The following is a 22,955-nucleotide window of genomic DNA, read 5'->3' as shown; positions in this document are numbered from 1 at the left end:
GAGGGAGTGGTCAATAGATGCATGAGATTGAAAAGATAATAGAGGACAAAAGAAGTGAGTTTGAAAGGATAAGCGATACAATCTGGGAGTATGCTGAAATTGGCTTTAACGAATACCATTCTTCAAAACTGCTTAAAGAATATTTGGCATCTGAAGAGTTTCGGATTATAGACAACTGTGGCAACCTAGAAACAGCATTTATGGCAGAGTATGGAGAGGGAAAGCCGGTTATTGCATTTTTAGGAGAATACGATGCATTAGAGGGGCTATCACAAAAAGCAGAAGAATATGAAAAAGTCCCTGTAGAAGGTAAGACAACAGGACATGGGTGCGGACATAATTGCCTAGCTGGAGGAGCAGTAGCAGCGACTATAGGACTTAAAGAGTATGTCAAACATCATCATCTAAGATGTACAATTCGTTTTTATGGATGCCCAGCAGAAGAAAATGGTTCTGGAAAGAGTGTGATGGTGAGAAATGGTGCTTTTGATGGTGTGGATATTACTTTCACTTGGCATCCAGACGACCTCAATCTATCCGTAACCCATACCAGTCTAGCTAATGCTAAGTATTCCTTTGAGTTTTTTGGAAGGAGTGCACATGCTGCTTTAAATCCGGATAAAGGAAGAAGTGCTTTAGATGCAGTTGAGCTCATGAACATAGGGGCAAATTATCTAAGAGAGCATATGTCATCAGATGCTAGAGTGCACTATGCCGTTACCAATACAGGAGGATTAGAACCTAATGTAGTACAAGCTTATGCACAGGTAGTGTATCTCATAAGGGCCAATACAGAGAAGACTGTAAAAGAACTTACAAAACGTATTGATAAAATAGCTCAAGGGGCAGCTCTCATGACAGAAACTAAAATGGAGAAAAAATATATCAAGTCTTGTGCTAATCTTATTCCTAATGCAACCTTACAGCAGCTTCTATATCAAAAGATGAAGGAAGTAGAGTCTCCTAAGTATACAAAGGAAGAACTTCAGCAAGCTACTAAATGGCAAGCTACCTTTGAAGAGGAGGATGACTATCTAGATACTATTGCCAATAAATACTCAGGAGATGAAAAGAAAGACATATTGCATCATCGAGAAGAGCAATTGAAGACGCTTATTTTGCCCTATAGAGAAGACAATGAGCCAAGTCTAGCTTCAACAGATGTAGGAGATGTAAGCCGCATATGTCCTGTTGGCCAGATAGGTGCAGTAACTTGGGTGGCTAATACACCTCTTCATTCATGGCAAGCAGTGGCACAAGGTCAGTCTACTATAGCTCATAAGGGCCTTATATATGCTGGAAAGGTCCTTGCGATAGCAGCCTTAGAAGTCATTACTAACCCTAGAATCCGCCAAGAGACTCTAGATGAATGGGAAAGACGGAAGTATTTATTTATAAATGAAGCATGAAGCTATAAATACAAGGTGATTTTGGGATTGATAAAATTCTAGAATCACCTTTTTTATGTGAAATGAAAGCATAAACTAAAATTTATAATAGGGGATTTGGTAATAGACTTGGGCGAGGGATTGTTTTGTGTATAATTTAATGTAAATTCAGAAAATAATATGCTAATATAAAGAAGGAGTATATAAACAGAAAAGGGGATGTAGATGAAAGAAAACTTTTTATATGGGGAAGATCAGGTAGTTAGCATAGCTGAGACACTAGAAGAAGAACTGCTAAGAGAAGAGGAGCCATCAAAAGTAGAAGAGCCACCACGGGAAGAGGCACAGCTAAGAGGGGAAAAGACATTAAGAGCTGATGAATCTCTAAAAGATGAGGTGATGCTGAGGGAAAAATTGTTAGGGGAAGAAGGGGAACTAAAAGAAGAGGAGCCACCACGGGAAGAGGTACTACTAAGAGGAGAAGAGACATTAAGAGTAGATCAATCTCTAAGAGAAGAGGCAACACTAAAAGAAAAGTTGTTAGGGGAAGAAGAAGCACTAAAAGAAGAAGCACTAAAGCAAGAAGAGCCACTAAAAGATGAAGAATCTCTAAGAGCTGCACTAAGGGAAGAGGCACTGCTAAGTGAAGAAAAGACATTAAGAGAAGATGAATCACTAAAAGAAGACGAACCACTCAGTGAAGAAGTAGCAAGTACTCAAGAAATAACACTGGAAGATCATCATGCATTAAGAAAGATTAGAAAGAACAATATTGAGTGGGATATAAAAAAAATAGGTAGGGCCATGCTTAGTAATCTTGCAATCAGTGTTGTATTTGTGTGGATATCAATGTTTATAATAGGCATAGTTTTTGGAACTGATAAGCTACTTAGTGAACAAGGCTATGGTAATGGTGGTATCATTATGGCATTTAATACACTCTTAACAATGCTTGTTGCCAATACACTACCTTTTATGAGATGTGCAAAGCAAATTCAGGTAAATTCAAAGGCGCTATTTAAAAAAGTAACCATGACTAAACAAGAGATGCTGACAAGTTTCCTTGCGGTATTAGGTTTAAATGCTATTGGAACCACGATTTATTTAGTTTTAGATTGGGGCCTGGGTTATTTTAATAGAAGTCTTAAAATAGATGAGATATTTATTTTTGATAGACTAGGAATAGAAACTATTATCTGGGGGATTTGTGTGATTATTGTTGCACCGATTACAGAAGAATATATGTTTCGTGGTGTATTACTGAATGGATTAAAGCGTTATGGGGAGCGTTTTGCCATTATCTCAACAAGTGTACTATTTGGTTTGATTCATGGCAATTTATATCAAGGAATAAGTGTCACTTTATTTGCTATGTTATTAGCTTATATAACCATCAAAAAAGAATCTATTTTACCAGCCATAGGTCTGCATATGGCTAATAACTTGTTTTCTGTGGTAATAAGTATACTTATTACTAATACAGGTGAAGTAGGAGGCATTATTAATGGTATATCATGGATTGTTTTATGCGTCGTTGGTATTATAATCTTAATTAAGAACAGAACAGTATATCGCACCATAACTAACGATGAGAAGTATAAAGGATTAAGACTAAAAGCTATTTGCAAGTCTATTTGTTTATGGCTAGTAGTATTATTGTATCTTTATACCATAGCTACTACGATTGTACCTGTATGACAAGTGATGTACGCAAGGGGGATTGAAATTTGAAATTCATTTTAGAACAGTCAGATGAGTGGTCTGATGTGGAAATCAGGGTAAGGTGTGGCCAAATTGATAAATCTCTAGAAAAGCTCATTGAGCAAATTCGGTTGTATGGATTTTCCATCACCGGAGAGAAAGATGGAGAGACTTTTACTATTAATCTTGAACAGATTTTTTATTTTGAGACTGTAGATAATAGAACCTATGCCTATTGTGAAGATAGTGTTTATGAGTGTAAGCAAAAGCTTTATGAGCTAGAGGAGAGGCTAGGGACAATGAATTTTCAGCGCATTAGCCGCTCCTGCATCCTTAATATTTATAAGCTTTTAAGCATTAGAACCTTACTTAATGGTCGTGTGGAAGCAAAGCTAGAAAATGGAGAAAAGCTGATAGTGAATAGGCATTATGCAGAGAGTTTAAGGCAGAAGATAGAGGAGCAGGGGGTGTAGAAATGAATCAATTTAAGAAGTATCTAATGATAGATTGTTATGCATTCACAGCTGTTGTGCTAGCCAATGCTATATTTCAAGCCTTAAACATAGCTAGTGAGGTTCCTATGAAGTATTCTCTTTATATCTTTTTGGTAAGTAGCGTCATAGCTTTTCTAATGTTTTTGACAGACCAATTTATAGTAAGTAATGGAATAGTAAAAGGGATTGTTCAGATTTTAGATGTGTTAGTCCCAGTTTTCCTTTCTAATATGTTACAAAGTGGGTTTCAGTTAAAGCTTATAGAAACACTTATTGTTATAGGATTTAGCCTTGTTATTTATGGTATTGTCTATTTAATGATGTATTTAAGCTATAGAGAAAAGGATGCAAAGCTTAATGAAAGTATTCAAAAAATGAGAGCCAAAAAGCAAAAAAGTTAATTGTATGCATTTGACTAGGCACTTTATGCACTTGACTCACAAAACCCACACAAGATAAAAAAAATTTCCTATACTATTAACAAATCAAAAAGTAAGGGGAGATTATGATGATAGCAATGATTATTTTGTTGGGAGTAATAGGTGTAGAAATCGCCTTAGGGATCTTAAGTGTTAAGAAGAAGTCGCCGCTTTATACCAATAAGGCAAATGTAAGGCTAGCAGAGCTTTTGATATTTATTCTCTTAGTTATTAGTCCAATCATTAAGTGGAGTTTTAGATGGTATGGCTTAGGTCTTATTCTCTTAATCCAAGCAATAATTGCTGTGTTTAAAGCATTAAAAAGTAAGAAGTTAACTATGATTACGAAAGGCAAAACAATAGCAAAGGTGGCATTAAAGAGTACTTTATTACTTTTTATGTTAGTGCCAGCTCTAGTATTTCCGCAAGATAATGAGATAGCTCCTACCGGGGATTACGGTGTAAAAACAGTAACTTATACTTGGACAGATGAGAGCAGAGATGAGACCTTTACTAAAGAGGCAGACCATAGAAGTATTACGGTTCAGTTTTGGTATCCTACCAAGGAAAAGGAAAGTGAAGAAAAAGCAGAAGATAAATTTCCTCTAGTTATTTTCTCTCATGGAGCCTTTGGCATAAGGGCTAGTAATACTTCTACTTATACAGAGTTAGCAAGCCATGGCTATGTGGTGTGTAGCATTGACCACACTTATCATGCAGCTTTTACGAAGCAAACAGATGGTAAAATGCTTTTATTTGATCAAGGCTTTATGAATGAAGTAAATCAACTTCTAAAAGAAGAAGCAGGGCAGATGGGAGAGGAAAAATATGAAATGACCCAAGGTTGGCTTAAGCTTCGCACAGAAGATATGACTTTTTGTTTAAATCAAATTAAAAGTTTAGTAGAGTTACCTAGTGATAAAGATGAAGTCTTTAGTATGATTGACTTAGAGAAAATAGGCCTTATGGGACACTCCTTAGGTGGTGCAACAGCAGCAGATTTAGGACGTCGTGATTTGGAGATTAAAGCAGTAGCTGTTATAGATGGGACTATGCTAGGAGAGGAAACGGGATTTGAGAATGGTCAGGAGCAAGTCACTACTGAGCCTTATCCGGTACCAATCCTGAATTTCTACAATGGTGAGTCTTATATAGAAATAAAAAACATTGAAGACATCTATCCGAATACCATTGCGTCAGCTAGTCAAAAGGATTCTTATCAAATAGCTATCATGAATGCAGGACATATGAACTTTACAGATTTACCAATGGTGGCACCTATACTTGCAAAAGCTTTAGGAACAAGTAGCGTTAATCCTAAAGCATGTATGAAATATGTAAATCAAACTATCCTTGAATTTTTCGATGGTTATTTAAAAGGAGAGCCTATTCATTTACCTAAAGAAGAAGTGATTACTATTAAATAGAAGGTTATAGGAAGTTTAAATTGAGATACGGATACTAAAACAAGAAAATGCTACTAGGTTATCCTAGTAGCATAGATAAATATTGTATGCCAATACCTAATACGATTAAGGCACCAACAATGATTTCAAATAATCTGAAGCGCTTACCTTGTGCTTTAGACACAGGTTTAAAGAGTAGAAACCATATGCCCATGCCTAAGCAAACAAGATCACTGAGTGGAAGAGATAAGTTGGCATTAAAGAGATAAAATACTGCAAGTGAAAAGAAGAAAATAAGGGCGAACATAACAGGATGATTGTAGTCTAATTTGTACTGGCTTTCTTTGATGGAAGCATGCACAGCAGTAGCTTTTAGTAGATCTGCAATCTCCTCTAAGTTTTCAAAGCCACATAAGCGAATGGTCTTAGTACTTGTTTGAATATTAATGTAAGCGATAGTACCTATCGCTTCTTTTTTTATGTAGAGTTTTTGGATGTGCTGAAACGCTATAGGATCTTCAGCTTTTTTCCCGGATCGTTGAAGAAAATCAGGTCCTATGGTAAGGGTATTTTCTTTAACTTTCTTAAGCATGATTTTGCTAACAATGAGAAGTTCAATTTCAACAAAGGCAGTAATGCCTATGAAAACCCCGATAAATAAGGAGAGGTTATCAGTATCACCATCAGCAAATAATAATAGAGCTGCCATAAGGAAGATACCAATAGGGATAAAGATATACATACATAAATAAGTGCGCTTGGTTTTCTTAATAAATGCATCTGATATAGCATAGGCTTGTGAGTCCATTACGAATACTCCTTTCGGTACTAGAAAATATAAAAAGCAGTAAAGGCTTTAAACTATTATAGCAATAAAGAGATAGTTGATTGAATAATTAATAAATTAATTATAACTGTTTAGATGTTAGAGTACATAGAAATTTGCTATAGATAACCAAAAGAAAAATTAATAAAGTGTATAAAAAAATAAAAAAATAATAATGAGAATCATTATTGACAATGAAGAGGTGATGTGGTAACATAATATTAAGAAAAAAATAAATAATATTAAATAACATAAAATTTTAAAAACACATAGAAAAGGGGATATAAATATGAAAAAAGAATTAGCTTTAGAACTTAACCGTTATCTGGCCAACATTGGCGTATCTTATGTAAAACTGCACAATCTGCACTGGAATGTAGTAGGAAAGGATTTTAAGGCAGTTCACGAATATCTGGAGACTTTATATGATGGCTTTGCAGGTGTACTGGACAGCGTGGCAGAGTTATTAAAGATGAGTGACTGCACTCCTGCAGCTTCTATGAAAGAATATCTGGAATTAGCTTCCATTCAGGAGCTAGCTTCTAAGAAAATCAAAACTACAGAAGCTCTAGCAATTGTTCTTTCTGATATGGAGATTCTTAAATCACAGGCCGAAAACATCCGTAAAGCTGCTGCATTAGATGATGAGTATCCTATCGTCAGTGCAATGGAGGGTGACCTAATGGAATATAGCAAGACGATTTGGTTCCTCAATGCCATGTCAAAATAATGGCTGATGGAAAAAAGCTCCGCTACTCTCAGCAGAGGGAAAGGATTTATGAATACCTTCTATCTTCTAAGGAACATCATCCATCAGCGGAAATGGTGTATGATGCCTTGCGGAGTGAAATTCAAGGGCTGAGTCTTGGAACAGTGTATAGGAATCTAAGGCTACTGGAAGATTTGGGTAAAATAAGACGTGTGGCATCGCACCAAGGTATCGATCACTATGATTCTTGCTGCAGCGATCATGTCCACTTCTTCTGTCAGAGTTGTGGCTACATTGAGAATGTCCCTAAGGCAGATATTGAGAAGATACGTGCTGCAGTACCCTTAGGCAGTAGTTACCAGTTGTTCAAGCTTGACCTTACACTTACCGGTCTGTGCTCTAAATGCACCATAAAAGAAATAACGAAAGAATAAAATACATATTATATTAAGTGCTTCAAAAGATAGGAACCATTAACTATCTATTTGAGGCACTTTTATGCGTCTTGGTTAATACAAAAAATTATGCATAACTAGAAAATTTATTGAATCTCCCATAAGGTTTAGATAGTATATTAATAAAGGGATAGAAATAGCCATATTTAGGGGGAATGAAAATGAACTTATTATTGACATTAAATGAACTAGAGCTTTTAATAATCGCGTATTTAAGAATACAGCTTTATCCTATTACCATTAAAAGGCTTGCAGAAGATATGGATAGGGATAAAGAAGCAGTTATTAATGCAATCCTCAATTTAAAAATTAATAATTATATTAAGCAAGCTGATATAGACATTGAAGAAAATATTTTTTGGAATAGTGATGAGGCTCGATATGAAACAAATGAAATAAAAAGGGCAGAGATAGATGAGTTTTTAGGATATCAGATAAAAAAGAATAGTGTTATCATCAAAGGGAATTACATCTGGTATGTGACCTATGGTGCCGATCTGCTTTATGAAAAATTCTTACACTATATTAAAGGGGGAATTTGTCAATTTAATCATAAAGAGTATTATGGTTGCGTGAATCAAAAGGAACCTTTGGCAAGTCGAAATATCCTTATTCCTTATGAGGTATATATAGGAAACAGTAGTCCAAGTTGGAACTATAAGGGGGTTATGTTTCTAGATACCCATAAGTATGGTGAGACAATAGGTAGAATGTATCTTGTAACAGCAGAGCAGTATGAAGAGATACGAGATCAAAAAGGAAGAAGCAGTGCTTGGTATGATAAGGAAGTAGAATTAGGAGAGTACTTAGGCGTTCCAATTAAAACTATAACCAGTAAAGAGAGGAAAGTAGTAAGCGTTGCTTCTTCAAAATATCAAGGGGTAGTGAAGGCAGGCATTAAAGAAGCTTATCCTGAGAAAAGTGAAGAAGAAGTGGCTACTTACCTAGAGAAAATTTTTACTTACCAAGTAGAGATTAATCATTCAGATGAAACCTTAAAAGCTAAGTGGCAAGAAGACTTAGCGGCGGCTAAAAAGTTGAGTGAAGAGGAAAGAGCTAAGCTTTTGCAGGGAGTACCTAAGAAGCCTAAAAGAATTATTACAACTACCACCTGCCTAGAATATAATCCTGTTGTCATAGCCACAAGACTAGCGCTAGCCGAAGGTAAGTGTGAGAAATGTGGGCAAGATGCCCCTTTTATAAGTGCTTTAGATGGTATGCCTTATTTAGAGGTTCATCATATAAAGTCTATAGCAGAAGGTGGAGAAGATACAGTAGATAATACTATAGCTTTATGTCCAAACTGTCATAAAGAGATTCATTTCGGAAGGAAAATTTAAGATTAATTTAAGGAAGCTTCAGTATACTCAAGTGATAATAGGCAAATTGTTATTTTTCATGAATAAATGAGTATAAAGGAGAATAGAGATGAAGGCATTAAGAAAGTTTGGTATAGGCCTAGTAGCACTTGCCATTACGCTAACAGGTTGTAATAGTGCTGAGGCTAATGGTGTCAATAAAGATACAACTATTGCCAGGGAAGTAAACAGCAAAGAAACTTCTACCGACTGTGAATACACAGATAAATTATTTGATGCTTCTTATGTGCATACTATTAATATTGAAATAGCAGATGAAGATTGGCAAGACTTAGTGACAAATCCGCTGGATGAAACGTACTATTCTTGTAATATTACTATTGATGGAGAAACTTATAAGAACATTGGTTTACGAACTAAGGGAAATTCCTCTTTAACACAAGTAGCTCATTCAGATTCGGATCGTTATAGCTTTAAAATTAAGTTCGATAAGTTTGATAAAGAGCAAGATTATTATGGTTTAGAAAAGCTTTCGCTTAATAATATTATTCAAGATGCTACCTTTATGAAGGATTATCTATCCTATAAACTCATGGGTGATTTTGGTGTGGCTTCCCCTTATGTAAGTTATAGCTACATCACCATTAATGATGAAGAATGGGGGCTTTACTTGAATGTAGAAGATATTGATAGTTCTTTCCTAGATAGAAACTATGGTGAAGACCATGGTGAACTTTATAAACCAGCTACAGATATTGATAACATGGTGCAAGGCGGTAAGGATAAGATTGGTAATAATGGCGTGGCACCTAATATGCCAGAAGGGGCAGCTCCAGTAGCTGGTGAGAACCAGGCTACGACTAACGCAGAAGCTACTAATGCGGTTAATAATCAGTCAGGTGAATTACCTACTGATATGCCAAACATACCGGAGAACTTTAGCCCAGAGAATATGCCAAACATGCCAGAAAACTTTAACCCAGAAAACATGCCAGAAGGTTTTGATCCAGGGCAAATGAGACCAGATGGAGGAAAAGGCATGGGGGGTGGAATGGAAGCTAAAGGCGCAGATCTTAAATATGTAGATGATGAAGCAAGTAGCTATGCTAATATCTTTGATAACGCTGAAACGAAGATAGATGATACAGATAAAGAACGCTTAATTGCTTCTCTTAAACAATTATCAACTGGGGAGAATCTAGAGGAAGTTGTGGATATTGATGCTACCTTACGTTACTTTGTTGTGCATAACTTCGTTGATAATTATGATAGCTATACAGGTACTATGCTGCATAATTATTATCTTTATGAAGAAGATGGCAAGCTTTCTATGTTACCTTGGGATTACAACTTAGCCTTTGGTGCTTTTGGAGGTGCTGGTGGTGGCATGGGCGGAGGCAGAAATATGGAAAGACCTAATGGTATGCCAGGACAAGAGGGTGCTAGTAATGCTGATGTATCAGAAGGAACCAATACTAAAGGAGCTTCACCCAATCAAGATATCACAAAACCACAAGGTAATTTGGCAGACCAAGCAGCTACAGCCAGCCAAAGTACTGCAGCAAATAAAGAAACATCAGAAGCTAAAAATACAGTAGAAAATCAAGCACCTACAGATAAGCAAGAGGTACTTAACGAAAATACACAAAACTCAGCCACACAAATGGTGAATATGGCTATTGATACACCGTTATCTGGTACCACAGAGGAAGAGAGACCTTTATGGGGTCAACTCATAAGTAATGCTACTTATAAAGAACAATATCACCAGCTTTTCGATGAGTTCTTAAAGAATCACTTAGAAAATGGCGTAGTAGAAAAGGAAATTGACCGAGTAGCAGAAATGATTAGTCCTTATATCCAAAAGGATCCTACTGGTTTTTATACTTATGATGAGTTCCAAAAGGGTGTAACCACTTTGAAAAGCTTTATCAACCTTAGAACAGAAAGTATTAGAAAACAATTAAATGGTGAGATTCCTTCTACTACAGAAGGACAAAAAACTGCTTCAGATAAGTTAGTAGATGCAAGTAGTATTAATCTAAGTGATATGGGAAGCAATCATCAAGGGGATATGAAACGTAACGATAAAGAAAGTGAAACTGTTCAGCCGGTGTCATAAATTTGGCTGAACGTTTATGAGGAATGCTACTGGGTGGAAATGAGATGAGAGGGCTATCTTCCAGTGTTCCGGTTCAAGTTTTTAGAGGCACTAGGCTTGCTTATTTGGATGAACGTGCGAAAACTCCCGTTGGTCAAACACTCGCACTAAAAACCATCCAAAACACTCGCCAAGTGCCTCTAAAAAACTTTCCCAAGTCACCCTTCTTGGGTAGCCCTCTCATCTCATTTCTTACAAGCGTTATTGACCTCATAAATGTTCAAGACCCTAAATGAGGCGTGCAAAAAAATAATAGCAATGCGTTATTTTTTATTAGGGAGTCGGCTTCTTGGCTACATATACATAAGTGTAAAAACAAATAAATAACTTCCCACGGCATAATTACCACAGCTTCAACCTGAGGAACTGACCGGGTCAGCCAAGTCTCAATCTATTGTTATAGGTACCTCTGGACTTAAGGAAGATGTTCACTGGTGCGCTGCAAGGAAGGCGCCACTTATAAGTTGTTTTAAATGTTTTTATACTTAGTATTACCAAATAAAGTTTTAAACCAGAGTCTTAAGGTCTTAGCTTCCTAGCATAGGGTGCACCGGCCAAGACTTTTAGGAGCTCCTCACTCATTGGTTTAACTTTCATAACTAGTCTTCGTAGGTACTAAGCTATAACGCATACGTGCTGAGGAGCCATTTTGCGCCTTGATTAAGGTCTATTTAGCTAGTTGTGAGAGTTGATTTCAAGAGTCTGGAACAAAAAATAGCTCTTCAAGTAATAATACTTGGGGAGCTATTTTTGTTATCTTTAACCATTATAAATAAAATTGGGCAGCTTTTCTTTTTTTTTAAAACACTTCATAAAGGTGGTTTTACACGTTATTGTTAGTAGAACTGAGAGAGGGTGGCTGTCCTAGCGGGGTGACTTCACAGTATTTTCAGTAGGCTCTTATTGTTATTACCTCTTTTCGCACTTCTTATTTAGCGTCTTGAACGTTTATAAGGTCAATACTGCTTATAAGAAATGAGAGAATAAGGGCTGCCTGGAGGAATGACTTCGTAGTATTTTTAAGAAGCACTTGGTGAACTTTTTTGATGGGTTTTAGTGCGAGTGTTTGACCAACGGGAGTTTTCGCACGTTCATCAAAAAAGTGAGCTTTAGTGCTTCAAAAAATACGGAGCGGAATTCCAGAAGGTAGCCCTTATCCTCTCATTTCCGCCCAGCAGCATTCCTTATAAACGTTCAGACAAATTTTTATTTAGAAAGATTAGCACCTAAATTACGATTTGCAAAGGTACTGTTTGAAGCAATTTTAAAGACATTGCCCATGTTAATAGAACCATCTGAATTTCTCCACAATGTGTGGAAGTCTGTTCCAATAGCTGGAGCAGTTAAAGTAGCAAAGTCACTAGCCGTAGGACCAATAATCTGTGTACCGCGAAGGTCAGAAAGAGTACTATTAGCTGATGCTAGAGTGGTGAATTCATACCACTTACCACCACCATAAAATACACAGTTCTCAGCTTTGCCAATATATTTATCAGAGGCTACCTTACCCTCACTAAAGGAAATACAGTTAATGAGTACATTGTTAGACTTAGATTTATCACGAGCAAAGTCGAAATTACTCTTACCACCATTATCTAAGGAATTATTAATACTGGTACAGTTCTTGAGCGTAATTGTACCAGGATTACTGTTATCGGTGAAACCGTGATTTTTATTTTCAAAAGCAATACTGTTTTCAATACGATGAGGAACAGCGATACCAGAGCCGCCTAATTTAAAGCCGTTGCCATCACTATTAGCAGTAAAGTGTCCATCTGTTGTGGCACCATTTCTAAATGCAATACAGTTTTTAATGGTTACACTGCCGATAGGACCTGTTTCTGTTTTAGCATATAAGTCCCAACCATCATCTACGTTATTGTAGGCAATACAACCATCGAAAACATTACCTTCACCACAAGTTAATTTTGCAGCAAAACCATCTGCATTTTCACCAGTTGCAGGATCACTATTATTATAAGAAGTACAATTTAAGATTAAGTTATTAGCAGGCCAATCTTTCATAGAAGATAAGCTGGAGTTACGTCTGCTGATTTGTATGCCTGTATCTCGGTTTGCTCTAGCAACGCAGAGCTCGAGTTTATTATTTTTACCTGAAACAAAGAAACCATTATCTGCAGCACCTTGTACAGTAATGCCTTTGATATACCAGTAGCTACCATCTAATTGAATACCACGCTCATTAGTAGAAGGTTCACCATAAGTCTGAGCTGAGAAGTCTAAGATAACTTCAGCACCATTTAAAGCAACTAAATTATTCATCTTAGAGGCTGTACCAATATTGGTTTCAGCTATAGTTAATTGCTTATTTAACTTATAAGTACCACCTGTTAAATAAATGGTGCCACCTTGTTGGATAGAAGAGATTGCTTTGGTAATAGACATAGGACTTGATGTAGTACCTAGACCATTATCACTGCCAGTTGGAGATACATAGATAGTTGAACCGGTAACTACTGGTGCTTTTTCCAAAACAGTTACATTTATACTAGTACCAGTAGCAAAATTAGCGATAGTACCTTTTACCGTTTTGGTACCCACAGTAGAAGTATTGACACTATCCCAGGTAACATTTACTTGTGCTTTTGATCCATCTGAATAAGTAGCTTCTACAGTAGCAGGTAGAGAAACAGTATCGCCTTGATAAACAGTTACAGCATTAGGAGCTGCTACTGAAGTAATAGTAGCTTCTATTTCTCCGCCACCTTGGTCGTTATTTAAGTTGTAAATGGTATTGCCACTTTGATCAACGACATTAAAATAATCAATGGTAGCAGTAGCATCACATACAGCAATACCTACATTAACTGAAGCGTTACCTAATTCACTTGTATTATTTTTAGTTGTTGTATCATATGTCTTTATAGCTTTTGCACTTGAGAAATCAGTACTACTTGAAGTGTAGAGTTTATAAGTTGTCCCTATTTTTTCAATGCGTATGTATTGATTAAGACCAGCACCACTTAAAGAGCCGCTATTACGATCTGGTAATCTGAGTTCATAGTTGCCTGAACTACTGCCTTTGATACCTGCAGAAAGGTGAGGTGAGGTGGCATCTAGGCCATTTCTAACCATGAGATAAACACGAGAATTAGAAGAAGTGTTTTTTAGCTCTGCCACTTTAAAGGTTGCAGTGAAATCACCTGTTACAGGTAAGTAAGAGTATTGAAAACTATCTCCAGAGGTCTCCATCTTTCCACCGGTAGCTGAAATAACAAGTTTAGATTCACTTAATGTAGAACTCTCATTATCTACTTGGTTATTATTTTCTACTGTAACATTACTTAAAGAAGTAGAAGCGAGTAGAACAGGTACATTAATAGATGAAAAAATTGTGGATGCCATAATGCTAATACCTAATAGTTGAGCTAAAAATCTTTTGTTTTTCATATAAACAACTCCTTAAAATAATATATTTTATATTTGTAATTATAAAAAATAGTTATTTGATAATAAATAAAAGTGTGGTATATGCATAAAAAAACGTAGTAAAATGCTAAATTAAGCTGGAGTAAGGGCGAATTTATATTAAAAAAATATTGATTCAAAATATTTTGCATAAAAATAAAAGATTAACAAATGAAGTTAGGGGAGTCACCTTTTGGGCTACATATATATAAGTAAAGGAGGTGATTCTTGATGGAAGAATTATTAGTTCAAATCGGTAATGTAGGATTTCCTATTGTCGTTTCAATGTACTTATTAGTAAGGTTAGAAGGCAAGATGGAGGAGCTTACAAAAAGTATTACAAAGCTTACTGATGTGTTAGAGAAAAAGTGAAAAGGAAAATACTTAGTGTTATTGCAATCTAGCGATAGCACTTTTTTAATGTAAGTTTAACTCAACTTTTACAGGGACGTGCTAGTAAAAAGTAAGGAGGAGAGATAAGATGCAATTAATAACAGGGAAATAGGAGGAGTATATCATGCCATCAACCTATGCACACTACAAATTTGGAAAAGATGTATTTAAAGAACTTCCTAAGGAGCTAGTTAAGGAAATTAACCCTTATATGCCGCTTTATAAGATAGGGCTTCATGGGCCAGATTTGTTATTTTATTATAAGCCTTTAGAAACAAATGTTATTAATCAAGAAGGAGCATGGATTCATGACCGTACAGGCTCGGTATTTTTTGAAAAGGCTAGGGCTATTATCAAAAAAAGTGGGCAAAAGCAAGTGAGATTAGCTTATTTATATGGTTTTATCTGCCACTTTGTCCTAGATAGTATGTGCCATGGCTATGTAGATGAAAAAATAGCTGAGAGTGGCATAGGACATATGGAGATAGAAATAGAGTTTGATCGCTTTTTATTAGAAGAGGATGGAAAAGATCCTCTCAAGCAAGATTTAACTAAGCATATTTGTGTGAATGAAGACTATGCCAAGGTTATAGCTCCGTATTTCATAGGTGTGACGCCTAAGGAAATTAAAAGGGCACTTTCCTCTATGAAGAGATATAGTAGTTTCTTGATGATGCCTAATAAATTTAAACGCTTTTTTGTTTATAGCATACTTAAATTATCTGGGCATTTTGAAAAAATGAAAGAGTTACTTGTTAGTGAGATACCTAATCCAAAGTGTATGGATAGTAACCAAAAGTTAAAAAGTTTATACGATGAAGCAATAGCTATTGCTGTGGAATTAATTATAGAATATTATGAAAGTATAGATAGGGAGTCATTGCTTAGTGAAAAATATCAAATAACCTTTGGGGGCCAAAGAGAGAAGGAGGCAAACTATGCCGTTTAAATTAACTAAGCTTGAAAAGGCATGGATTTTGTATGATGTAGGAAATTCAGCATTTATTTTAATGGTTTCTACGATTATTCCCATTTACTTTAACTATTTAGCTGGTTTAGAGGGATTATCTGCAGTAGATTATTTAGCGTATTGGGGTTATGCAGCTTCAATTGCCACTTTATTAGTTGCTTTTATAGGGCCTATCTGTGGGACACTGGCAGATACCAAAAATTTTAAAAAGCCTATTTTTATAGTAGCGCTTTTAGTAAGCGTTATAGCTTGTAGTATGTTGGGGGTAATGAGTTCCTGGTTAGCTTTTTTAATTGTTTTTATCATTGCCAAGACAGGATTTTCATCTAGCCTTGTTTTCTATGATGCTATGTTAACGGATGTCACGACAGAAGATAGAATGGATCAAGTATCAGCTCAGGGGTTTGCTTGGGGCTATATTGGAAGCTGTATACCTTTTGTTATAAGCTTAGGCTTAGTATTGGGGGCAGAAAAAATAGGGATTACGATGCAGCTTGCTATGACCATTAGTTTGATTATGGTAGCTCTTTGGTGGGTAGGTGTAACTTTGCCACTTCTCAAAAATTACAAGCAAAAATATTATGTAGAACGTGAGAAAGCTGCTATCAAGCAAAGTTTTATAAGACTAGGAAAAACGTTAAAAACAATCAAGCAAGATAAAAGGTTATTATTTTTCCTTTTAGCTTTCTTCTTTTATATTGATGGGGTATATACTATTATTGATATGGCAACAGCCTACGGGCAGGCTTTGGGCCTCGATAGTACAGGACTTTTACTGGCTCTACTTACAACTCAATTAGTAGCTTTTCCATGTTCCCTTATCTTTGGGCGATTAGCAAAGAAATATGCTGCTCGCAAATTGATTACTATATGTATTTTAGCTTATACGGGAATTGCTATTTTTGCATTATTTATGACGACGCAGCTACATTTTTGGATATTGGCTATCTGTGTAGGAATGTTTCAGGGCGGTATTCAAGCTTTATCTAGATCTTACTTCGCTAAGATTATTCCAGCAGAAAAGTCAGGAGAGTATTTTGGCATCCTTGATATTTGCGGAAAAGGTGCTTCTTTTTTAGGAACGACTGTAGTGGGTGTGGCTAGTCAGCTTTCAGGGAGTGTCAATGTAGGAGTTAGCGTGATTGCTATTATTTTTATACTAGGCTTAATACTTTTTAATTTTTCAGCAAGATTGGGAGAAGAAAGAATAGAGCTAGGGGTAGCTGGAGATATTTAAAGATTTAAAAGTAAAGTTGAATGAAAAAAGACAAGTATGAACAAGACATACTTGTCTCTTTTTGTTGTAAAATAATAAAAAAAATAGTTGAATAGAGCAGAGGCTACAAATAAAAACACCAGCAGAAGAGGTTTAGGGGTAACTACTAGTGTCTTTATTTGCATTATACATGCTACTTATCTTGTACCAGATAAGTTAGCGAAAGGGTATTACAAATAGAAGTATATATAAAAAAACAAAAGGAATAAATAAATTTGCTCAAAATGGGTAAATTTTTGCTACAAGATGAAAAATTAAGGGCAAGAATGTTAAATATAAATAAATTTGTTCTTTTACTTTAAGTGATAACTAGTATTATATTTCGGCAGCTTTTCTCGCTAGAATAATTACATAATCGCCATTTAAGTCATGAATCTCATCCTTAATTTATCAAAGATTAAGAGAAGGTATCTATCAATGTCGTGTAAAATTTGTGTTAAATTAAAAATAAAAATTTATTTTTATAGACTATAAAATGTAATATAAAGATATTGTTAATTTCTAAAAATAATTATTGCTTTATATAATAATGCGTATATAATGTTCTCTATAATTATAAATAACGATTAACTTATCAGGTATTAATAAAAGGTGGGATAGTGATATTGTTTTAAATGAAGAAAAAGATTATTGGACTTAATACACTTAAAAATTCAAGGCATAACTTGCGCTGAGTAGGGGGTAAGGTATGTCTTTTTACGTAAATATTATTGAAACGTTTTATATGAAAAGGAGAATGGCTATGAATAGGAATGATCTTAAAAAGATTGCTCCAGCAAAAATAATTGCATTGGGTTTTATCATGGTGATTTTAATAGGAGCAATTTTATTAAGTCTACCGATTTTTGCAAATGAAGGAGTGGAGGTTTCTTTTTTAGATGCGTTGTTTACTTCAACTAGTGCTGTGTGTGTGACGGGACTTATTGCTATTGATACGGCAGACACCTTCAATGTTTTTGGACGAACAATAGTAGCTTTACTTATACAAATAGGAGGCTTGGGAGTCACTTCTATTGGTGTAGGTATTATTTTAATTGCGGGTAAAAGGGTAGGGCTTAAACAGAGAACTTTGGTAAGAGAAGCTTTGAATTTAAATTCTTTTCAGGGGATTGTAAGGTTAGTAAAAGCGGTACTTTTAATGACACTTGGATTTGAATTAGCAGGTGCCGTGCTAAGCTTTATCGTTTTTAGAGCAGATTATAACACATGGGATGCTATTGGAATTAGTGTATTTCATTCAATTGCTGCTTTTAACAATTCAGGTTTTGATATTCTTGGCAATTTGCAGAACTTATCTGCTTATAAGGACAATGTTCTTTTAAACTTAACGACTTGTGGTCTTATTATTTTTGGAGGACTTGGGTTCCTTGTTATTATTGATGTGGCTAAGAATCGTTCTTTTAAAAAGCTAACCTTTCACTCTAAGGTGGTTTTAACAATGACAGGCAGTTTACTTTTAATAGGTACACTCCTTTTGAAATGGACAGAAGATATTCCTTGGCTGGCAGCTTTCTTTAACAGTACTTCTGCTAGAACAGCAGGGTTTAGTACATACCCTCTTGGAGACTTTACTAATGCTGGTTTATTAGTGCTCATTGTACTCATGTTTATAGGAGCTTCACCAGGCTCTACAGGAGGTGGTATTAAAACGACTACTTTGTTTGTTTTAATTCAATCTTTAAAAAGTACAGCAACCAACCAACACTGTCAGGCTTTTAAAAGAAGTATTCCTTGTGAGGCGATTATGAAAGCCTTTATGATCACACTACTTTCATTAGGAATAGTCGTAGCTGGAACTTTTGCGCTTTGCGTTTTTGAACCAGAAAACACGTTTGTACAAAATATATTTGAGGTGACTTCGGCCTTTGGTACTGTGGGGTTATCTACAGGAATTACGCCAGGTTTAACTGGGCCAAGTAAAATTGTTTTAATTATCATTATGTACATAGGAAGAATAGGTCCACTGACAGTTGCTTCTTTATGGTTTACTAAAGAAAAAGCAAGTGTGAAGTATTCAGAAGGACTTATTACAATTGGATAGGAGAATAGGCGATGTTTAATAATTTAAATAAGAAAAATGGAGCAATAGGTATTATTGGTTTAGGTAGATTTGGAATGGCACTAGCACAGAGACTTTGTGAACTAGGTAAGGAAGTATTAGCTGTTGATGAGAGCGAAGCTAAGATTAAAGAAATTAGAAATTACACAGAATATGCTTTTGTAGTAGATAATTTCACAAAAGAAACCTTACAAGAGGCAGGTATTCAGAATTGTGAAGTAGTTGTTGTGTGTATTAGTGAGAAAATAGATGTCAGTATCTTAACCACCTTAAATGTAGTGAGTTTAGGAGTACCTAAAGTTATTGCAAAGTCTGTTAGCTATGAACAAGGCTGTGTACTAGAGAAGCTTGGAGCGGAAGTTGTTTATCCGGAAAGAGATATGGCCTTAAGAGTAGCTAAGAGAATAGTAGCTGCTAATGTACTTGACTACCTTTCCTTAAATGGTGGTATAGAAATTTCCGAAATAAAAATATTAGATAAATGGGTTAATAAGTCTATTGGACAATTAGATATTCGTAAACAGTATAATCTTAATATTATTGCTATTGAACAAGGGAATAATATTGTTACAGAAATTAGCCCTCAGTATAAGTTTTCAAAGGATGATATTATTATTGTGATTGGTAAGAAAGAAAGCATAGAAGAATTTGAGAATCACTAAAAATTTCTAGGGTTTTATAAAAAATCTAATAATAAACACTAACTTATCATAAAACCATCACTTTAGGACTGTAGACTAATAACAAGTAAGAAATATTACTTTTTCATACACTCCTCTATAAAATAATAAAGAAACGGTCGACTTAAGAAGCAATAAGCCACTTCTTAAATCGACCGTTTTATTTTGAAAAAGAATGCATTTTCATTACTTGCATAAAAGTAGTGGGGTTGAATTTATAAAAAGATAAGCTTGAATTTGATGAAACGAAGTTCTACAATAGTCTGGTGAGTAAAATTTTGGAGTATTTTGTAGAGTAGGAGTATGTAATATGGGAGCAGTATGTAAGACTAATAAAGAAGTTTGGAGAAGCTATTTAAGCTACTTATTACCTACTGTCGTGGGAATGGTAACTTATAGCTTATATTGTTTGGCGGATGTCTTATTTGTATCTTTAGGTGTAGGGAGTGATGGGTTAGCAGCTCTTAATATTTCGCTACCTATTTTCACGATTTATTCGTGTATTGCCATTTTAATCGGAGTAGGTGCTTCGGTTACAATGACTATTTGCAAGGGAGAGGGAGATAGTAAAACAGCTAGTAAGGTTTTAACCATGGCTGTTGTAAGTATAGGCATTATTGGGAGCATTTTAATGGTACTAAGCATTATTTTTGTTAAACCCGTAGCTACTATCTTAGGGGCTGATAAAGAGATTTTAGAACCCGCCGTAGGGTATTTAAAACCAGTTGCTTGGGGTGTTTTATTTTATATGTTTAGTGGTGTTTTGACAGTATTAGTAAGAAGCGATGGTAACCCTAAATTGGTAATGATAGCTGGTATTATTGGGAATTTGATTAATATTGCCTTAGATTATATATTTATTATACCAATGAAGATGGGTACTTTTGGAGCTGGTCTTGCTACAGCTATTGGATTTTCTATTAGTATGGTGATTTTATGGTTCCATTTCATATTAAAAAAGAATTCCGTAAGTTTCATTAAAGATTTTTGGGATAAAGAGCTCTTTAAGAGAATGTTTAATAATGGTGGTGGCGCTTGTATATTAGAGATTTCTACAGGCATGACTATTTTTATGATTAATATAGCGCTTATGAAGATTAGCGGAGCTACTGCGGTAGCTATTTATAGTGTTGTTTCTAATATAGCCTTTATTGCAAAAGGCATGTTTGGAGGAATGGCACAAGCTAGTCAGCCTATTGTCAGCATGCATTATGGGCTTAAAGAATATGATACGGTTAAAGTAGCTCATCGTTATGCCATGTGGGTAGCTGGAGTGGCGGGTCTTATAACTTGGATTGTTATAGGGCTGTTTTCAGGACAAATAACAGCCTGGTTAGTGGATTCTGATATACATATTATTAAGCAAGGACAGGTTGCTATTTGCACTTATTTAATGTCTTTTTCTTTTATGGGATTAAATACAATTCTTATGTATTATTTTCAGTCCTTGGAAAGACCTATTTATTCAGGAATTATGTCTTTTACAAGGGGCATAGGGCTAATCTTTATATTGCTTTTAATACTTCCAAAACTATGGGGAGAATTAGGGGTATGGCTAGTGCTGCCTGTTGCAGAAATGATTACCTTTGTAATTTTCTTTATCATTAGAAAAAAACAAGTGGATGGTCAGCTCAATATTTTAAAGGAACCTCGTGCTTTGCATGCGGCATAAAATCAAAAATTAATAGAAAAATATGTCGATTTATTTATAAATTTGTAAAAAATATATATAGATTTTTGAAAAAAGAGAGACTATACTAAACGTAACAAATGGCAATGGCGCCTAGGTTAATCCTGGATACCATTGCCATTTTTTCGTTCGTTGGCCAACGATGAAATAAATTAATCTTGAGCTAATAGGAGGAATGGTTATGTCAATGATGCCAATGTCAAATGCTGATTATTTAGAAAGAGTTCAATATGCAGAGGAATTAGCAAGTATAGATAAAGCAAGGAAAGAAAAGGGTTTAACTTTTGAAGCATTAGCAGAAAAGGTAGGCGTTAATAAGGTTTGGCTTACAAGTGCCTTAAAGGGACAACAATGGGTTCCGGAAGAGTATTGTACTAAAATTGCTGAAGCCTTAGGCTTAACAATGGAGACTGTGGGTGTATTAAACAACCATCCCTATAAAGGAAATACAGACCCTATCTTATATAGATTACATGAGGTACTTGATACATATGGTCCAGCTATCAAAGAGATTATTCATGAGAAGGGTGGAAATGGTATTATGAGTGCCATTGATTTTGGGATAGATGTGGATATTCAAAAAGATCCAAAGGGAGACCGTGTTATCATTACTTGGAATGGTAAGTTACTGCCTTACAGTAAGCAAGGTAAATACCCTTGGTAAAATACTTATAACTCAGGTAGAAAACATTTTCTAGCTGAGTTTATCATATAGGAGGGAAAAGTATGGAACTAGTAACGATAAATAAAATAGCAAATTTAGCTAAAGTAAAAGTTGATTTTGCTAAAGAAAGTTTTATTAAATGTTTTATTTATTCTATGTTTGCAGGTGCATTTATAGGGCTAGGTATTTCACTTATTTTTTCCATAGGTGCTCCTATTGCAAATAGCGAATACTTAGGTGGATTAACAAAGCTGGTAATGGGTGCCTCCTTCGGGATTGCTTTATCATTAGTAGTAATGTGTGGCTGTGATTTGTTTACAGGAAACACCTTGTTTTTAACTGTGGGTGGTTTGCAGAAAACGGTTAAATGGGGAGAGGTAATCTATGTATGGTGTGTTAATATACTGGGGAATCTTTGTGGTTCATTGCTTATTGCATATCTTATGAAACTCACTGGACTTTTAGATGGAGAGGTGTTTGGCAAATTTGTGGTAACTATGAGCGCAGGGAAAATTGCACCGTCTTTTTCGGCTCTAGTTTTTAGAGGTGTTCTTTGTAATATTTGTGTCTGCTTATCTTTGTGGTGTGCACAGAAGTTACAATCTGAATCAGGTAAATTAATTATGATTTGGTGGTGCTTATTTGCTTTTATAGGTATAGGTTTAGAACATAGTGTAGCTAATATGACTTTATTGGCTTTAGGCATTTTTTCACCATATGCGACAGAGACTGTAAATTGGGGCGGTTATCTTTCTAACCTTATTCCAGTTATTATAGGTAATATATTGGGTGGAGCTATATTCGTAGCACTTCCTTACTGGTTTATTTCTCAGAAAAAAGGGGTAGTGGTTGAAGAAGCCAATGTTGCAAGATAATGTATTCTATATACAAAAAGAAAATACCATAATGGTGATGA

Annotated in this window: 19 protein-coding genes; 17 read left to right on the top strand and 2 right to left on the bottom strand. The window is 35.3% G+C overall.

Annotation, left to right across the window (positions count from 1 at the left end):
- The first annotated feature begins 17 nt into the window (after positions 1–17).
- From QTL86_RS16345 to QTL86_RS16325, 5 genes are all read left to right on the top strand, one after another.
- Complete coding sequence (locus tag QTL86_RS16345) at positions 18–1,409, top strand: amidohydrolase (protein WP_410495454.1); 1,392 nt, start codon at positions 18–20, stop codon at positions 1,407–1,409.
- A 204-nt stretch (positions 1,410–1,613) separates the two neighbouring features.
- A complete protein-coding gene (locus tag QTL86_RS16340) occupies positions 1,614–3,086 on the top strand; it encodes a type II CAAX prenyl endopeptidase Rce1 family protein (protein ID WP_410495453.1) in 1,473 nt (490 codons plus the stop codon).
- Between the two features lie 29 nt (positions 3,087–3,115).
- Entirely contained in the window at positions 3,116–3,562 is a 447-nt protein-coding gene (locus QTL86_RS16335; protein WP_013655321.1) for a LytTR family DNA-binding domain-containing protein, read from the top strand.
- Positions 3,563–3,564: 2 nt separating this feature from the next.
- The gene (locus QTL86_RS16330; protein ID WP_127065371.1) at positions 3,565–3,984 is read left to right on the top strand and encodes a hypothetical protein; all 420 of its coding nucleotides are present in this window, start codon (positions 3,565–3,567) and stop codon (positions 3,982–3,984) included.
- A 107-nt stretch (positions 3,985–4,091) separates the two neighbouring features.
- Positions 4,092–5,429, top strand: a complete 1,338-nt coding sequence (locus QTL86_RS16325; protein ID WP_410495452.1) for an alpha/beta hydrolase family protein — start codon at positions 4,092–4,094, stop codon at positions 5,427–5,429.
- A 58-nt stretch (positions 5,430–5,487) separates the two neighbouring features.
- On the opposite strand, the gene QTL86_RS16320 is transcribed toward QTL86_RS16325, so the two are convergent.
- Complete coding sequence (locus QTL86_RS16320; protein WP_410495451.1) at positions 5,488–6,216, bottom strand: hypothetical protein; 729 nt, start codon at positions 6,214–6,216, stop codon at positions 5,488–5,490.
- A gap of 307 nt (positions 6,217–6,523) precedes the next feature.
- On the opposite strand from QTL86_RS16320, the gene QTL86_RS16315 reads away from it, so the two are divergent.
- The 4 genes from QTL86_RS16315 (at position 6,524) to QTL86_RS16300 (ending at position 10,839) form a co-directional block, all read left to right on the top strand.
- The gene (locus tag QTL86_RS16315; RefSeq protein WP_127065374.1) at positions 6,524–6,964 is read left to right on the top strand and encodes a Dps family protein; all 441 of its coding nucleotides are present in this window, start codon (positions 6,524–6,526) and stop codon (positions 6,962–6,964) included.
- Complete coding sequence (locus QTL86_RS16310; RefSeq protein WP_127065375.1) at positions 6,964–7,377, top strand: Fur family transcriptional regulator; 414 nt, start codon at positions 6,964–6,966, stop codon at positions 7,375–7,377. The genes QTL86_RS16315 and QTL86_RS16310 overlap by 1 nt, the downstream gene beginning before the upstream one ends.
- Positions 7,378–7,559: 182 nt before the next feature.
- Positions 7,560–8,738: an HNH endonuclease gene (locus QTL86_RS16305; RefSeq protein WP_410495450.1), complete on the top strand. Its 1,179-nt coding sequence runs from the start codon at positions 7,560–7,562 to the stop codon at positions 8,736–8,738.
- 88 nt (positions 8,739–8,826) lie between these two features.
- Positions 8,827–10,839 carry a CotH kinase family protein gene (locus QTL86_RS16300; RefSeq protein ID WP_410495449.1) on the top strand — a complete coding sequence of 671 codons (2,013 nt, stop codon included), beginning with the start codon at positions 8,827–8,829 and terminating at the stop codon, positions 10,837–10,839.
- 1,245 nt (positions 10,840–12,084) lie between these two features.
- Here QTL86_RS16300 and QTL86_RS16295 read toward each other — a convergent pair.
- Positions 12,085–14,289 (bottom strand): Ig-like domain-containing protein, encoded by a 2,205-nt coding sequence (locus QTL86_RS16295; RefSeq protein ID WP_410495448.1) that lies wholly within the window; start codon positions 14,287–14,289, stop codon positions 12,085–12,087.
- A gap of 249 nt (positions 14,290–14,538) precedes the next feature.
- Here QTL86_RS16295 and QTL86_RS16290 point away from each other — a divergent pair, with 249 nt between their 5' ends.
- The 8 genes from QTL86_RS16290 to QTL86_RS16255 all read left to right on the top strand — a co-directional run bounded on the left by QTL86_RS16290 (position 14,539) and on the right by QTL86_RS16255 (position 22,914).
- Positions 14,539–14,679: a YvrJ family protein gene (locus QTL86_RS16290; RefSeq protein ID WP_013655330.1), complete on the top strand. Its 141-nt coding sequence runs from the start codon at positions 14,539–14,541 to the stop codon at positions 14,677–14,679.
- Positions 14,680–14,824: 145 nt separating this feature from the next.
- Positions 14,825–15,649, top strand: a complete 825-nt coding sequence (locus QTL86_RS16285) for a zinc dependent phospholipase C family protein (RefSeq protein WP_410495447.1) — start codon at positions 14,825–14,827, stop codon at positions 15,647–15,649.
- Positions 15,639–16,907 (top strand): MFS transporter, encoded by a 1,269-nt coding sequence (locus tag QTL86_RS16280; protein ID WP_410495446.1) that lies wholly within the window; start codon positions 15,639–15,641, stop codon positions 16,905–16,907. The genes QTL86_RS16285 and QTL86_RS16280 overlap by 11 nt, the downstream gene beginning before the upstream one ends.
- A gap of 781 nt (positions 16,908–17,688) precedes the next feature.
- Positions 17,689–18,987, top strand: coding sequence for a TrkH family potassium uptake protein (locus tag QTL86_RS16275; RefSeq protein ID WP_410495445.1), 1,299 nt, complete (start codon positions 17,689–17,691; stop codon positions 18,985–18,987).
- A gap of 11 nt (positions 18,988–18,998) precedes the next feature.
- Positions 18,999–19,667, top strand: coding sequence for a potassium channel family protein (locus tag QTL86_RS16270; RefSeq protein WP_013655334.1), 669 nt, complete (start codon positions 18,999–19,001; stop codon positions 19,665–19,667).
- A gap of 328 nt (positions 19,668–19,995) precedes the next feature.
- Complete coding sequence (locus QTL86_RS16265) at positions 19,996–21,357, top strand: MATE family efflux transporter (protein ID WP_410495444.1); 1,362 nt, start codon at positions 19,996–19,998, stop codon at positions 21,355–21,357.
- 199 nt (positions 21,358–21,556) lie between these two features.
- Complete coding sequence (gene cynS / locus QTL86_RS16260) at positions 21,557–22,039, top strand: cyanase (RefSeq protein ID WP_013655341.1); 483 nt, start codon at positions 21,557–21,559, stop codon at positions 22,037–22,039.
- A gap of 62 nt (positions 22,040–22,101) precedes the next feature.
- Complete coding sequence (locus QTL86_RS16255) at positions 22,102–22,914, top strand: formate/nitrite transporter family protein (RefSeq protein ID WP_127065381.1); 813 nt, start codon at positions 22,102–22,104, stop codon at positions 22,912–22,914.
- Positions 22,915–22,955: the final 41 nt, after the last annotated feature.

The sequence above is a fragment of the Cellulosilyticum sp. ST5 genome, assembly GCF_046529625.1.
GTDB lineage: Bacteria > Bacillota > Clostridia > Lachnospirales > Cellulosilyticaceae > Cellulosilyticum > Cellulosilyticum lentocellum.
Note: the sequence above shows the minus strand (reverse complement) of the source record. Positions and strands in the feature narration are given on the sequence as shown.

Coding starts and splice junctions, on each gene's coding strand:
- QTL86_RS16345 (WP_410495454.1), top strand. CDS start 18: ATGCATGAGATTGAAAAGATAATAGAGGACAAAAGAAGTGAGTTTGAA.
- QTL86_RS16340 (WP_410495453.1), top strand. CDS start 1,614: ATGAAAGAAAACTTTTTATATGGGGAAGATCAGGTAGTTAGCATAGCT.
- QTL86_RS16330 (WP_127065371.1), top strand. CDS start 3,565: ATGAATCAATTTAAGAAGTATCTAATGATAGATTGTTATGCATTCACA.
- QTL86_RS16325 (WP_410495452.1), top strand. CDS start 4,092: ATGATAGCAATGATTATTTTGTTGGGAGTAATAGGTGTAGAAATCGCC.
- QTL86_RS16320 (WP_410495451.1), bottom strand. CDS start 6,216: ATGGACTCACAAGCCTATGCTATATCAGATGCATTTATTAAGAAAACC.
- QTL86_RS16315 (WP_127065374.1), top strand. CDS start 6,524: ATGAAAAAAGAATTAGCTTTAGAACTTAACCGTTATCTGGCCAACATT.
- QTL86_RS16310 (WP_127065375.1), top strand. CDS start 6,964: ATGGCTGATGGAAAAAAGCTCCGCTACTCTCAGCAGAGGGAAAGGATT.
- QTL86_RS16305 (WP_410495450.1), top strand. CDS start 7,560: ATGAACTTATTATTGACATTAAATGAACTAGAGCTTTTAATAATCGCG.
- QTL86_RS16300 (WP_410495449.1), top strand. CDS start 8,827: ATGAAGGCATTAAGAAAGTTTGGTATAGGCCTAGTAGCACTTGCCATT.
- QTL86_RS16295 (WP_410495448.1), bottom strand. CDS start 14,289: ATGAAAAACAAAAGATTTTTAGCTCAACTATTAGGTATTAGCATTATG.
- QTL86_RS16290 (WP_013655330.1), top strand. CDS start 14,539: ATGGAAGAATTATTAGTTCAAATCGGTAATGTAGGATTTCCTATTGTC.
- QTL86_RS16285 (WP_410495447.1), top strand. CDS start 14,825: ATGCCATCAACCTATGCACACTACAAATTTGGAAAAGATGTATTTAAA.
- QTL86_RS16280 (WP_410495446.1), top strand. CDS start 15,639: ATGCCGTTTAAATTAACTAAGCTTGAAAAGGCATGGATTTTGTATGAT.
- QTL86_RS16275 (WP_410495445.1), top strand. CDS start 17,689: ATGAATAGGAATGATCTTAAAAAGATTGCTCCAGCAAAAATAATTGCA.
- QTL86_RS16270 (WP_013655334.1), top strand. CDS start 18,999: ATGTTTAATAATTTAAATAAGAAAAATGGAGCAATAGGTATTATTGGT.
- QTL86_RS16265 (WP_410495444.1), top strand. CDS start 19,996: ATGGGAGCAGTATGTAAGACTAATAAAGAAGTTTGGAGAAGCTATTTA.
- cynS (WP_013655341.1), top strand. CDS start 21,557: ATGTCAATGATGCCAATGTCAAATGCTGATTATTTAGAAAGAGTTCAA.
- QTL86_RS16255 (WP_127065381.1), top strand. CDS start 22,102: ATGGAACTAGTAACGATAAATAAAATAGCAAATTTAGCTAAAGTAAAA.